Raw genomic sequence first — 13,257 nt, forward strand, 5'->3', positions numbered from 1 at the left:
TGGCGCGGTGGTTTAGGCGTTGCGCCTGGTGGGAGCGAGGACCTTGATGACAGCGGAGTCGTCCGAGGCGGCGAGCCCCTGGGCCTGGCCCAGCAGGTAGAGCTGTTCGGCGGCGGCCGCCACCGGCGCGGCGAGACCCGCGGCGCGGGTGGCCTTGCCGACGATGCCCATGTCCTTGACGAAGATGTCCAGGCGGCTGAGGACCTCCGCACCGCTTTCCGTGTAGGCCTCGAGGATGCGGGGGCCGCGGTTGGAGAGCATAAAGGACCCCGCGGCGCCGGCTTCCAGGGCCGCGAGCGTCTTGGCCTGGTCCAGGCCGAGGGCGTCCGCGAGGGCCATGGCCTCGGCCGCGGCGGCAATGTGGATCCCGCAGAGCAGCTGGTTGACGGTCTTGAGGGCCTGTCCGTCGCCGGGCTTGTCCCCCACGACAGTCAGGGTCGAGGCGAGCAGTTCCAGCACCGGGCGTGCCGCTTCCAGGGCCTGCGGTTCGGCGCCGACGACGATCAGCAGGTCGCCTTCGCCGGCGCGCTTGGGCCCGCCGGAGAGCGGGGCGTCAACGAGGCAGACACCGTACTCGGCGAGCCTGGCGACGGTGGCCGGAATCGCCTCGGTGCCGACGGTGCTGCCGAGGATGACGACTGCGCCCGGCTTCAGCACGGCGGCGACGCCGGTTTCGCCGAAGAGGACATCGTCCAGCTGCTCGCCGTTGCGGACGGCCAGCAGCAGCGCATCCGCGCCCTCCGCCGCTGCCCGGGCGGACGCGAAGGTGCGGACCCCGGCGTCCTCGGCGAGCCGGAGGCGCGGCTCGGCGATGTCGAAGCCGTGGACGGTCAGGGCGGTGGCGAGGCGGGCGGCCATGGGCAGCCCCATGGCGCCGAGGCCGAGGACGGTGACTTGGTAGTTCATGGTCTTCTCCATTGAAAGCTGGGTGCGGGGACTAGAAGGTGTTGCTGAGTTTGCGGGTGACCTGGGCCAGGGACTCGTCGTCGCCGACGTTGCCGGCGAAGACCACGTACGGGATGCCCTTGGCGGGACCGTCCACCGGCTCCCACAGGCTGACGATGCCCGGCAGCATGGGGCCGCGGACGATCGCGTGGCGGATTTCCAGGCCGTGGGCGGCCACGTCCGAGGAGGTGATGCCGCCCTTGGCGATGACAAAGCGCGGCGGGAACGTCTTCAGCGTCCGGTTCACCACGGCGACGACGGCCGCCGATACGGTGCGGGCAATCCGGAGGCTCTCCGCGGCGTCGTCCGTTTTGATGAGCAGCCGGCTGGTGTGCAGGATGACGTCGGCGCTGTGCAGGGCCTCCACCACGGTCCGGACGATTTCGTCCAGGTAGCCCTCGGCGTCGCCGTCGAGGAGCTTTTCGACGTCGATTTCCACGATGCGGGCGGCGCTGTGCTGTTCGACCAGGGCTTTGAGCTGGCGGGTGGTGACGCCGACGTGCGAGCCGACCACGATCAGGCCGCCGGCGTCCGAGGGTGTGTTGCCCGCGTAGGCTTCCTCGGCGCTGAGTTCGGCACGGATCTCCTGGCCGATGCGGCCGCGGACAAACGGCGGGCCTACCCGGTAGAGCAGTTTCTTGCCGCGCCGTTCGGCTTCCTCCAGCCCCAGGGCGAGGGCACGGAGGTCGTTTTCGGTGACGATGTCGGCGACGATCGGGGTGGAGTCGGTGGCGGCGTCGAGAGCGTCGGCGATCGCCTTGGCCGAAACCTGGGGATCACCGTCCGGGCCGGCGGCGCGGATGATGTCCAGGTCCAGGACGATCACCGATTCCGCGGGGAAGCGGCCCTTGGACTTCTCTTCGACGTATTTGGCCAGTTCGGAGTTCGCGAAGCCGAAGCTCGCGTCCCTGGCGAATTCCGTCTCCGCCACGGGGGTGAGCCGGCCGGCGCCGGCGCCGGTTCCGCGCATGTAGTGCACGCCGCCGATGGTCACGCGCCCCGCGTCGGGGAAGGCGGGGACGATCACGACGCCGTCGGTCGCCTCGCCCCCGGCGGCGGCGACGGTGGCCGCGATGGTGTCCGGCTCCAGCGGGAAGTGGCCGCGGAGGGTGGAGTCGCTGCGGCTGACGAACCCCAGGCGCAGCCTGGAACCGACAGCGCTGGAACCGGCAGCGCGTGAACCGGCACCGCTGGAACCGGCGCCGCCGCTGGGCCCGGCGCCGTCGCTCACAAGGGCGGCCGCGGCCAGGGCGTTGCGGACCACTTCCTCGTTGCGGGCGGCCGCCTCCGCGGGGTCCAGGCTCCGCGTGTTGGTCAGCACGTAGACGGCGTCGGGACGGCGGCCGTCGATCCGGTGGCCGAACGCCCAGCTGAAGTCCTCGACATCCCAGCGGGTCAGGACCGGCAGGTTCGCGACGGACTGCGTTCCGGTCGGGTCGTCGTCGAGCACCACCAGGATGCGCGGTGACGCTCCGGCCGCGGCGGCGAGGGCGTCGGCGACGGTCCGGGCGGGAATTTGGACCTCGGCCGGGAAGGCGGCCAGCACGTCGGCTTCATAAGGCTCTGCTTCAAAGGGCACTTGCACTCCATTGTGGGAACTCTGCTGCGGTGTGGATTTGTAAGATGTCTGACATCTAACATTTGAATGTTAGTGTGGCATACGGCACAAAAACGCGCAAGTAGACTGGTCAGTCAGGCAACTCGGTTACGGCGGATGGGGAAAATTGGCTAGGAAATCGTTGGTCGGCGTGGTGGCAGATGAGCTGCTGGACCGCATCATTGCCGGCGAATTTCCGCCCGGGGCATCGGTCCCCGGCGAGCTGGAGCTGAGCGCGCGCCACGACGTGAGCCGCATGACGGTCCGCGAGGCGATGAAGACCCTGGAAGCCCAGCAGATCCTGAGCGTGGAGCGCGGCCGGGGAACTTTTGTGAACCCGCTGAACCGCTGGGCCTCACTGGAGGCAGTCCTTCGGGCGGCCTCCGAGGGCGAGAACGACGCCGCGGCCGCCGTTCAGTTGATCGAACTGCGCCGGATGCTGGAAACGGGCGCCTGCGAGCTGGCGGCGGGGCGGATGGGCGAGTCCGACCTTGCGACCCTGCGCGGGCAGGTGGAAGCTATGCGGGAGGCGCACGAGAAGCACGACGTCGCGGCGTTCGTCGCGGCCGACCTGGCCTTTCACGACCTCATCCTGCGCGCGTCGGAAAATGTCTTTGTGGCCGTGCTGTTCGCACCGCTGCACCGGGTACTGGAAAAGCGGCGGACGCAGACCTCGGAGGTGCGCGAGATCCAGGCGCACGCGATCGGCCATCACCGCAGCATTGTGGAGGCGCTGTCCACACGCGATCCGCAGCGGGCGCGGGAGGCCATGGACGCCCACATGCAGCAGACGCTCGATGACCTCAAGACCTACGTCCTGGCGGAACCCCGGGTCTGAGACCCCGGCGTTGGCCGGCGGGCGACTCAGGCGAGCGAGAGGAAGAGCTTCTCGAGTTCGGCCCGGTCCAGGCTCGGATCCTCCTGCTGCATGCACTGCTGCAGGCCGGTGGCGATGATGGAGAAGCCGGCCTTGTCCAGGGCACTGGAGACGGCGGCCAGCTGCGTAACGACGCTCTTGCAGTCCCGCCCCTCTTCGATCATGCGCGTGACCGCGGCGAGCTGGCCCTGGGCGCGGCGAAGACGGTTGATGACGGACTTCATGTCACTGGGATCGAGTTCCATGGGTGGCCTCCCGGAGTAATTGGATTGATTTCCATGATATACCCCCCTTGGTATTCCGCATACCCCGGGTGGTATGCCGGGGGCGGACTGACGCGTAAATCACAGGCTCTAGGGACATAAGCACCTAGCGGAGCCGCACATTCCGGCGTATTGCTGGGATTGTGAACGCGGCCAGCTTCAGCAATCCGACAGAGGCCCGAAAAGGTGCCCCCACCACCGGCTCCGGGCCCTGGACACGCTACGTCGCCCTGGGTGACTCCTTCACCGCCGGCTTGGGCGATCCGGAGCCCCTGAACCCCGGCGGCATGAGGGGCTGGGCCGACCGGATCGCCGAGGAATTCAGCGCCGCGCGCCAGGATTTCGCCTACGCCAACCTGGCCATCAGCGGCCTCGTGCTGCAGCAGATCGTGGACCAGCAGCTTGCCCCGGCGATTGCCCTGAAACCGGACCTCGTCACCCTCTCCGCGGGCGGCAACGACCTGGTCTTCCACCGGCGCGACCCGGACCGGCTGGCGGCCAGCCTGGACGAGGCCGTGGCGGCGCTCTCCGCCACGGGGGCGACGGTTGTGCTGTTCACCGGGCCCGACTGGGGGGACACCCCGGTCTTCGGCCACATCCGGGGCAAGGTGGCCGTCTTCAACGAGAACATCCGGACCATCGCCGCCCGGCACCAGGGCGTGATTGCCGACCTGTGGACACTGCGGCAGTTGAGCGATCCCCGGATGTGGGATCCGGACCGCCTGCACTTCTCCCCGCTCGGCCACCACACGATCGCGTCTATGGTGCTGGACACGCTGCACGTCCCGCACGGCCTGGAACCGCTGCAGCCCAAGCCGCTGCCGGCCGGCAACTGGCGGGAGACCCGGGCCGGCGACCTGGCCTGGGCCACGCACTACCTGCTGCCCTGGATGATGCAGCGCGTCCGGCCGCGACCCGGCAACGGACCTCCCGCCCCGAAGCGGCCCGAACCGGGCCCGGTCTTCGGCTGGCCGGGCAATGCGGCCCACCCCTAGTCCCGCACCCCTAGTCCGGCCGGGATCTGTCGGCTAATCTGCAGGGACGGCCCCGGCCGGAGACTGCAGACCGATGGCGATCATGAGGAGCGAAGTTGTCTAATCACACTTACAGCATTTCTGAAATTGTCGGGACCTCGAATGAAGGCGTGGACGCCGCCGTGCGCAACGGCATCGCCGAGGCCGCAAAGACGCTCCGGAACCTGGACTGGTTCGAGGTCAAGGAGATCCGCGGGCACCTCGAGAACGGCCAGGTGGCCGACTGGCAGGTGACGATCAAGCTCGGGTTCCGGCTGGAGCGTTAACGTCCCGGGAGGACCGCCCGTGCAGTACCGCCAGCTGGGCCGCTCCGGCCTGAAGGTCTCCCGCCTCTGCCTGGGCACCATGAACTTCGGGCCGCAGACCGAGGAAACGGCCGCGCAGGCGATCATGGATGCCGCCCTGGACGCCGGCATCAACTTCTTTGATACGGCCAATGTCTACGGAGGCTCCAAGCACCGGGGCTGGACCGAGGAGATCCTGGGCCGCTGGTTCGCCAAGGGCGGCGAGCGCCGGGAGCGGACGGTGCTCGCCACCAAGGTGTACGGCACCATGGAGGACCGCCCCAACGAGTCCAAGCTCTCCGCCCTGCACATCCGCCGCGCCCTCGACGCGAGCCTGCAACGCCTGAAGACCGACCACATCGACCTCTACCAGTTCCATCACGTGGACCGGAACACGCCCTGGGAAGAGATCTGGCAGGCGGTGGATGTGGCGGTGCAGCAGGGCAAAATCCTGTACGCGGGCAGCAGCAACTTCGCCGGCTGGCACCTGGCCCAGGCCCAGGAGGCCGCGGCCCGCCGTCAGTCCTACGGCCTGGTCAGCGAACAGTCCATCTACAACCTGCTGACACGCGACGTCGAACTCGAGGTGCTGCCGGCCGCGCAGCACTACGGCCTGGGCATCCTGCCGTGGTCTCCGCTGCATGGCGGGCTGCTCGGCGGGGTGCTCAAGAAGGAGGACGCCGGCGTCCGCCGGACCCAGGGCCGCGCCCTCGAAGCCCTCAAAAAGCACCGGAACCAAATCCGCCGCTACGAGGACTTCGCGGACGAACTCGGCCAGGAACCCGGGCAGCTGGCCCTGGCCTGGCTGCTGCACCAGCCCGCCGTGACGGCACCCATCGTCGGCCCGCGCACCATTGAACAGCTACGCGCCGCCCTGGGCGCGCTCCAGGTGCAGCTCGACGCCGAAGCCCTCACGCGCCTGGACACGATCTTCCCCGGCCGGCGGACCGCGCCGGAGGACTACGCCTGGTAAGGGCCGCCGCAGCATTTCCGGGCCGGACCTTCGAACAGTTCCGGCCAGCGGATGGGCCAAATTTCCCCGTAAACTCAGGGATTTACGAAACTTTTCCGCTCGCCGGGTGGCATTTTGATAGTAAGCATGATTAGTATTTAGGCAGAAGGATGAAGCGCACCCGGCAACCCGGGTGTCTCCTCAACGAAAGAGAAGGGCCGATAAAAATGGGTTTTTTCGCATTTCTGATTCTGGGTCTTATTGCCGGCGCAATCGCTAAGGCTATCCTGCCGGGCCACCAGGGCGGTGGATGGGTTATCACGCTCGTCCTCGGCGTCGTGGGCGCTCTGCTGGGCGGCCTCATCGGCGGCGCACTTTTCGGCACCGGACTGCAGGAATTCTTCTCGCTCACGACGTGGCTGCTGGCGATCGGCGGTTCGATCATCGTACTGCTGGTCTACGGCATGATCACCAAGCGCTCGCACCGCTAAAACGGAGCGACCGGAAAACCGGTCCCGGGATTCATTTCCCGGGGCCGGTTTTTTGGCACCGGGCCAGTATTCGAAAACGACTTCCAGAGCACCAAGAGCAGGAGTACAGCATGAAAGCCAAACTTCTTTTCGGCACCGGACTCGCAGCAGGCTACGTCCTCGGATCCCGTTCAGGGCGGGCGGCCTACGAAAAACTCAAAGCCAGGGCGGCAGGCCTCTGGGAGAGCAAGCCCGTGCAGGACAAAGTGGCCGCCGCGACCGAAGCGGTCAAGGAAAAGGCACCCGAGGTGTCCAGCCAGCTGACGGAGGCCGCACGCCGCGCGGGCACCGTCATCAGTTCAGCCGTCCGCCGGGACGACGCCGCGGACGTTCCCGCCGATGTCGTCTCTGATCCGGCCCTGAACGACACGACCGGACAGGACTGGTCCGACGAAGGCGGCGCCACGCCGGCCGGCCCGTCCACCAACGTGGACGCGGCGAAGCACTGACACACCCGGGAACGGGAACCCTCACCGCGGGGCACCGGCCGCCACACCGGCGGCAACGCCGCCCAGCACCACGGTGGCATCCAGTTTTCGCGAACTGAACACACGGCCGGAGAGCCCGCTCCCGGCGAAGATCTCGACGGTCCGGGGCGCCTGGCGCCGGCTCGTCTCGATCAGCAGGTGGCCGCCCGGCGCCAGCCAATCCGGCGCCGCGGCGGCCACCCGCCGCTGCAGCTCCAGCCCGTCCGGACCCCCGTCCAGGGAGACCCTCGGTTCGTACAGCCGCGCCTCCGGCGGCATGGTCCCGATCATCGCCGAGGGAACATAGGGCGCATTGACGGCCAGAACATCCACGCGCCCGCGCAGCCGCTCCGGCAGCGCATCGTAGAGATCACCCTCGTGGACCTCGGCGCCCAGCGGCTGCAGGTTGCGCCGCGCGCAGGCCGCGGCGGCAGGGTCGACGTCGGCGGCGTGCAGCTCCAGCGGGCCGGCCGCGGCCGCCAGCGCCGCCCCCACGGCGCCCGAGCCGCAGCAGAGATCCACCACAACAGGGGTCCCGCCCGCGGGGCGCGCCTGCAGGAGCCTCGCGGCCAGCCGGACAAGGTATCCGGTGCGGCGGCGCGGCACAAACACCGCGGGGCCCACCGCGATGCGAAGACCACAAAACTCCGCCCATCCCAGCACGTGTTCCAGCGGCAGGCCGGAGACCCGGCGCCGGAGAAGCGCCTCGAGCTCCGCCGCGGTGGCCGCGGCCTCCAGAAGCAGGGCAGCCTCGTCCTCGGCGAATACACAGCCGGCGGCGCGGAGCCGCCCGACCACCTCGGTCCGTTGCGCGGGAACTGCCTGCACGGATCACACCCTTTCCGCCGCGCGTCCCGGCAGCAGCTCCTGGAAGCCCCATGCTATCCAAGGAGCACCCAGACACCCCTGTGAACTTGCTGGTAAAACCATGTGCAAGCGCTTACAGTTGTGACTTGGCTCTCAATAGCCGGTCTCCCGCATCCACCCTTCGTCGAGGCAACGTCGCTCACCCGGAAGGTTTCCATCGTGTTCACCCGCAGCTCCAGCCTGCCCCGGCCGCCCCGCTTCAGGGGCGGCCCAGGGCTCCCCCAGCCCCGCTACGCCGCCCGCACCGCCACGGCCCTGGCAGCGGCGCTGGCCGCCGTCGTCGTCGCCGTCGTCCCTGCCCATGCCACCCCCGGGGCCGGCGATCCGGGCACCCCGCCGGGGTCGCACGCGCTGCGCGGGCCGGTCACGGACGAGCGGTTCTACTTCGTGATGGCGGACCGGTTCAGCAACGGCAGCACCGCGAACGACGACGGCGGCCTCGGCGCCGACCCCATGGTCTCCGGCTTCGATCCGACAAAGAAGGGGTTCTACAACGGCGGGGACCTCAAGGGCCTGCGGGAGAAGATCGACTACATCCAGGGCCTGGGCACCACGTCGATCTGGCTGACCCCCAGCTTCAAGAACAAGGCGGTCCAGCCGAAGGACCAGTCCGCCGGCTACCACGGCTACTGGGTCACCGACTTCACCCAGATCGACCCGCACCTGGGCACCAACGCCGAGCTGAAGACGCTCATCGACGAGGCACACGCCCGCGGCATGAAGGTGTATTTCGACATCATCACCAACCACACCGCCGACGTGATCAGCTACCAGGAAGGCGACCGGACGGCCTACAAGTCCAAGGACGCCTCGCCCTACCGCACCGCCGCCGGCGAACCGTTCGACGACCGGGACTACGCCGGCACCTCCACCTTCCCGAAACTGGATGCGGCCACCTCTTTCCCGTACACACCGAAGCTCGCACCCGGCGACGAAAACCTCAAGGTCCCGGCCTGGCTCAACGACCCCACGCTCTACCACAACCGCGGGGACACGACGTTTGAGGGCGAAAACTCCTCCTACGGCGACTTTTTCGGCCTGGACGACCTCTTCACCGAAAACCCCGCCGTGGTCGACGGCATGGCCAGCATCTACGAAAAGTGGATCGGCGATTTCGGCGTGGACGGCTTCCGGATCGACACCATGAAGCACGTCAACGACGAGTTCTGGCAGCAGTTCGGCCCCCGCGTGCTCGACTACGCCAAGGCACACGGCAAGGACGAGTTCTTTATGTTCGGCGAGGTCTTTGACACCTCCAAGAGCTTCACCTCGCAGTTCACCACCCGCAACAAGATGCAGGCCGTGCTGGACTTCCCGTTCCAGGAGGCTGCCCGCAACTTCGCCTCCCGAGGCCAGGGCGCGAAGGAGCTGGCGACCTTCTTCGACGGCGACGACTGGTACACGGACGCCGATTCGAACGTCTACGAGCTGCCCACATTCCTGGGCAACCACGACATGGGCAGGATCGGCAGCTTCATCACCGCGGACAACCCGAAGGCGGACGACGCCGAACGCGTCGCCCGGGACCGGCTGGCGCACGAGCTGATGTACTTCTCGCGCGGCAACCCGGTGGTCTACTACGGCGACGAACAGGGCTTCACCGGCCCCGGCGGGGACCAGGACGCCCGGCAGACCATGTTTGCCAGCAAGGTCCCGGACTACCTCGACGATGACCTGCTGGGCACAGACTCCACCCACGCGACCGACAACTTCAACCCCTCCCACCCGCTGTACCAGGAGATCAGCAAGCTCGCGGCACTGACCTCCGAACACCCTGCCCTGCGCAACGGCGCCCACCAGAACCGCTATGCCTCCGACGGACCCGGCATCTACGCCTTCTCCCGCACGGACGCGAAGGACCAGCGCGAATACGTGGTCTCGATCAACAACAGCACGCAGGCCCAGACGGCCGCGGTCCCCACGTTCGTGGGCAAGCGCACCTTCGCCCGGATCTACGGCGACGCGAGCGCCGAGGTCAAGACGGCTGCGGACGGCAAGCTGACGGTGACGGTTCCGCCGCTGTCCGCGGTTGTCTACGAGTCCGCGGGCCGGATCCCGCAGTCCAAGGCGGCCCCCGCCGTCGTGCTGCAGGAACCGGCAGCGGCGGCCCCGGACAACAGCCGCGTCCGGGTGGCCGCCGACGTCGACGGCAGCTCCTTCTACGAGGTCACCTTCCAGGCCCGCACGGCCGGCGGCGAGTGGGCCTCCATCGGCACCGATGACACGGCGCCGTACCAGGTCTTCCACGACGTCTCCGCCCTTCGCGCCGGCTCGGCGGTCGAGTACCGCGCAATCGTGCTGGACAACGGCGCGCACACCGCCGTAAGCCGGCCCCGCAGCGGCACCGTCCCGGCCCCGGCGCTCAGCATCGTCAACCCCAAGGAAGGCAGCAGCGTCCGCGGAAAGGTGGAGGTCGGCGCCGTCGCCAGCCCGGACAAGGCCGACTACGTGCTCCGGTTTGAACGCAGCATCAGCGGCGGTCCATGGTCGACGTTCGGCGAGGACAGCTCCTCCCCCGCGTACACCGCGGTGGACGACCTGGCCAAGCTGCAGGTGCCGGACGGCACCCAACTGCGCTACCGCGCCCTGATGACCGTGCCGGGCGCCGGCGAGGTCGCCAGCGGCATCCGCACCGTGGTCGCCGGGGACCTCCCGCAGCCCTCCTCAGTCACGGTGGCGGGCAACCTCGACTCGGAGCTGGGCTGCCCCGGAGACTGGCAGCCGGCCTGCCCCGCGGCCTTCCTCAAGCTGGACCCGGCGGACAAGGTCTGGCGGCTGACCGTTCCCGATCTGCCCGCCGGCAGCTACGAGTTCAAGGCCGCGATCAACGGCTCCTGGGACGAGAACTACGGCGCGGGCGGCGGGGCCAACGGCAGCAACATTGTGCTGAACCACCCCGGCGGCGCCGTGACCTTCCGCTACGACCACAGCACCCACCTGATCAGCGCCGTCTACGCCTCCCAGCAGCCGGCGGCGGTTGCGGTGGCCGGAGACCTCGACTCCGAGCTCGGCTGCCCGGGCGACTGGATGCCGGACTGCCCGCAGGCCCAGCTCACGCTGGACCCGGCGGACCTCGTCTGGAAGCTGACCATCCCTGACCTGCCGGCCGGCACCTACTCCTACAAGGCCGCCCTCAACCGGTCCTGGACCGAGAACTACGGTGCGGGCGGGGAACCGGGCGGCGCCAACATCTCCCTGGTGCACGGCGGCGGGCCGCTCACCGTCCGGTACGACCACTTCACCCACCGGATCAGCGCCGGCTAAGGCGCCGGCCCAGGCACGGGCTCAGTCACCAGCGCAGCGAAAGGCCGGCATGCACCACAGGGTGCATGCCGGCCTTTCGCTCTGTCGGAGACCAGGGCCCGGGGACCTTTGGCTCCTCCGGCCGGCCCTCAGCTGACGAGGCGGAGCTGCGGGACGGGCCGGGCGGAAGCGAGCCGGGTTGCCAGCTTCTGGGCCGCGGCGGCCGAGGGACGGGCCGCGGGATCCATCGCCGTCATGGCGGTCAGCAGGGACACCCAGCCGGCACCGAGGCTGGCCGGGATCTCCGGCGCCCGCAGGGTGCGGGCCACCAGCGACTCGACCGGGGTGCCGGGGTAGGCCTTGACGCCGGTGAGGCATTCGAGCAGCACCAGTCCCAGCGCGTAGATGTCCGTGGCAGGGTGGACGGGCTGTCCGGCCGCCTGCTCCGGGCTCATGTAATGCACGGTGCCCGACGAGTCGCCGGGCTCCGGGGCCGTCCCTGCCGGCGTGGCGATCCCGAAGTCGGCGATTCGTACCGAACACCTCCGGAGCGCGCTGAGCAGGATATTCGCGGGTTTGATGTCGCGGTGGACGAGTCCGCGCCCGTGCACGTGCCCGAGCCCGGACAGCGCGGCGGCGGCCCAGCCGGCCACCTCCTCCGGCGGGCAGGCGCCGCCACGGATCCGCTCGGCCAGGCTGCCGCCAAAGGCGAATTCCTCGACCAGGAACGGCCGGCCGGCCCACTGGTCGCCGCCGGGAACGGTTCCGGCGGCAATAAACCGGATGACGGCCGGGTGGTCCAGCGAGGCGAGGATCCCCGCCTCTGCATGGATCCGACTCGCGTCCTTCTCGCCCGGACCCTCGGCCACCTTGATGGCCACCGGCCGGTCGTTGGACAGGTCCGTGCCACGGAAAACGGTGGCGGTCGCCCCGCGGCCCAGGAGTTCATGGACCAGGAAGCGCCCTTCGGGGGCGTCCGGAAGGTGCAGGATCTTGGCGTCGAGGCCGGCCGCGGCGGGCACGGCGGCGGGAAGGTCCGCCACGGTCGCTAGGGCCGCAGTCACGAGAGTGCGAGCAGGGCGTTGGAGGTATGGACGATGCCGTCCAGCTGGAACCCGCAGGAGCAGCGCCATACGGGCGGAAGGTCGGCGGAGCCGTTGCCGGCGTCGAACGAGTAGACGGACATGGCGTCCAGCACCGGCGCCGTCCATTCCATCGGCGTACCGCAGTGGCTGGGCGCCGGACTTGCCGTATTCAGGGGCAGCGAGGGCGCCGCGGCGCCTGGCTCTGCGGGTGACCGGGGCGCAGCAAAGGGGGCCGCACCGGCTCCCGGGGTTCCGGTGATCGTCAACAACTCAGTCACGACTCCTCCACGCACACGATTATCTGACACAAGTAGTAAGCATACATATCACTAGTCGAACTAGCTAGTTAATATGCCGTGATACTTTGCCGCCCGGTGCGGGACGGGCTCAGTGGTGTCCCGGCTGCCCGTCGAGCGCCTCGGTCATGCGGCGCAGGAAACCGACGATGATGCGGCTTTCCTCTGCGCTCAGCTCTTCGGCCACGGCCAGCATCCGGCGGTGCATCTCGCCGAGGGTGGAGCGGACCTCGGAGTCGGTGGCGGCGGTGGGGACGATCACGAGGGAGCGCCGGTCCGTGGGGTGCGGCTCGCGGCGGACGTGCCCGCTTTCGACGAGCCGGTCAATCAGCGAGGTGGTGGACGCCGTCGTGATCCCCAAAGTGCGGCTGAGGTCTTTTGGCCCGACCCGCTCCCCCGTCGCCTGGGCACGCAACAGGTACCGCAAGGCCAGCAGGTCCGTCTCGCCCATGCCCATGGAGTCCCGGGTGGAACGGCGGGTGGCGACCTCGGCAGCCCGGTAGCTCCGCAGGGCGTGCAGCACGGCCGACGGGGGATCAAGCCGATCGTCCGGGCCGTACCAGTACCCTGAGTGCGAGGCGCTGTCCGAGTTCATTCCTCAATCCTAGCCTGACTTATTACTAGATGGACTTGGAATGATAGGGCCTGTCTCCATCAACAGGGAAGTTGCCTGAGGCCATTGACGAAGGTTCGCGTCAGGGCCATTATTTCCCCTAGACGACGCTGGGGCGCTGTGGCACAAGGAGCCGCGCCGTGGACAGGCAACCGTTTCTAAGTTCATTCGAGGGACGCGTGCGGGGCGTCAATCCCGCCGCAG

Annotated in this window: 14 protein-coding genes; 7 read left to right on the forward strand and 7 right to left on the reverse strand. The window is 68.8% G+C overall.

The features are described from left to right. Positions 1-12 precede the first annotated feature (12 nt). Entirely contained in the window at positions 13-918 is a 906-nt protein-coding gene (locus tag ABLI39_RS10985) for an NAD(P)-dependent oxidoreductase (protein WP_502935222.1), read from the reverse strand. Positions 919-937: 19 nt separating this feature from the next. Further along, positions 938-2,524, reverse strand: coding sequence for a four-carbon acid sugar kinase family protein (locus tag ABLI39_RS10990; RefSeq protein WP_349413459.1), 1,587 nt, complete (start codon positions 2,522-2,524; stop codon positions 938-940). A 145-nt stretch (positions 2,525-2,669) separates the two neighbouring features. Here ABLI39_RS10990 and ABLI39_RS10995 point away from each other — a divergent pair, with 145 nt between their 5' ends. After that, the gene (locus tag ABLI39_RS10995) at positions 2,670-3,380 is read left to right on the forward strand and encodes a FadR/GntR family transcriptional regulator (RefSeq protein ID WP_349413460.1); all 711 of its coding nucleotides are present in this window, start codon (positions 2,670-2,672) and stop codon (positions 3,378-3,380) included. Positions 3,381-3,406: 26 nt separating this feature from the next. Here the strand turns inward: ABLI39_RS10995 and ABLI39_RS11000 are convergent, their stop codons facing one another. Continuing rightward, the gene (locus ABLI39_RS11000; protein ID WP_056736480.1) at positions 3,407-3,664 is read right to left on the reverse strand and encodes a metal-sensitive transcriptional regulator; all 258 of its coding nucleotides are present in this window, start codon (positions 3,662-3,664) and stop codon (positions 3,407-3,409) included. A 161-nt stretch (positions 3,665-3,825) separates the two neighbouring features. On the opposite strand from ABLI39_RS11000, the gene ABLI39_RS11005 reads away from it, so the two are divergent. From ABLI39_RS11005 to ABLI39_RS11025, 5 genes are all read left to right on the forward strand, one after another. Then, positions 3,826-4,677, forward strand: coding sequence for an SGNH/GDSL hydrolase family protein (locus ABLI39_RS11005; protein ID WP_502935223.1), 852 nt, complete (start codon positions 3,826-3,828; stop codon positions 4,675-4,677). A 95-nt stretch (positions 4,678-4,772) separates the two neighbouring features. Beyond that, positions 4,773-4,982, forward strand: coding sequence for a dodecin (locus tag ABLI39_RS11010; RefSeq protein WP_011690139.1), 210 nt, complete (start codon positions 4,773-4,775; stop codon positions 4,980-4,982). 19 nt (positions 4,983-5,001) lie between these two features. Then, on the forward strand, positions 5,002-5,973 hold the full coding sequence (locus ABLI39_RS11015) for an aldo/keto reductase (RefSeq protein WP_349413461.1): 972 nt from the start codon (positions 5,002-5,004) through the stop codon (positions 5,971-5,973). Positions 5,974-6,179: 206 nt separating this feature from the next. Then, positions 6,180-6,443 (forward strand): GlsB/YeaQ/YmgE family stress response membrane protein, encoded by a 264-nt coding sequence (locus ABLI39_RS11020; RefSeq protein WP_349413462.1) that lies wholly within the window; start codon positions 6,180-6,182, stop codon positions 6,441-6,443. A 110-nt stretch (positions 6,444-6,553) separates the two neighbouring features. Further along, the gene (locus ABLI39_RS11025) at positions 6,554-6,931 is read left to right on the forward strand and encodes a hypothetical protein (protein ID WP_349413463.1); all 378 of its coding nucleotides are present in this window, start codon (positions 6,554-6,556) and stop codon (positions 6,929-6,931) included. A 21-nt stretch (positions 6,932-6,952) separates the two neighbouring features. Here ABLI39_RS11025 and ABLI39_RS11030 read toward each other — a convergent pair whose 3' ends face one another. Further along, positions 6,953-7,777 (reverse strand): putative protein N(5)-glutamine methyltransferase, encoded by an 825-nt coding sequence (locus tag ABLI39_RS11030; RefSeq protein ID WP_349413464.1) that lies wholly within the window; start codon positions 7,775-7,777, stop codon positions 6,953-6,955. Positions 7,778-8,071: 294 nt separating this feature from the next. Here ABLI39_RS11030 and ABLI39_RS11035 point away from each other — a divergent pair, with 294 nt between their 5' ends. Then, entirely contained in the window at positions 8,072-11,080 is a 3,009-nt protein-coding gene (locus tag ABLI39_RS11035; protein WP_349413543.1) for an alpha-amylase family glycosyl hydrolase, read from the forward strand. Between the two features lie 128 nt (positions 11,081-11,208). On the opposite strand, the gene ABLI39_RS11040 is transcribed toward ABLI39_RS11035, so the two are convergent. From ABLI39_RS11040 to ABLI39_RS11050, 3 genes are all read right to left on the reverse strand, one after another. After that, positions 11,209-12,123 carry a serine/threonine-protein kinase gene (locus tag ABLI39_RS11040; RefSeq protein WP_349413465.1) on the reverse strand — a complete coding sequence of 305 codons (915 nt, stop codon included), beginning with the start codon at positions 12,121-12,123 and terminating at the stop codon, positions 11,209-11,211. Then, positions 12,120-12,422 (reverse strand): hypothetical protein, encoded by a 303-nt coding sequence (locus tag ABLI39_RS11045; protein WP_349413466.1) that lies wholly within the window; start codon positions 12,420-12,422, stop codon positions 12,120-12,122. The genes ABLI39_RS11040 and ABLI39_RS11045 overlap by 4 nt, the downstream gene beginning before the upstream one ends. Positions 12,423-12,531: 109 nt before the next feature. Then, entirely contained in the window at positions 12,532-13,035 is a 504-nt protein-coding gene (locus tag ABLI39_RS11050) for a MarR family winged helix-turn-helix transcriptional regulator (protein ID WP_349413467.1), read from the reverse strand. Between the last annotated feature and the right edge of the window lie 222 nt (positions 13,036-13,257).

This window comes from Pseudarthrobacter sp. B907 (assembly GCF_040137805.1).
Lineage (GTDB): Bacteria > Actinomycetota > Actinomycetes > Actinomycetales > Micrococcaceae > Arthrobacter.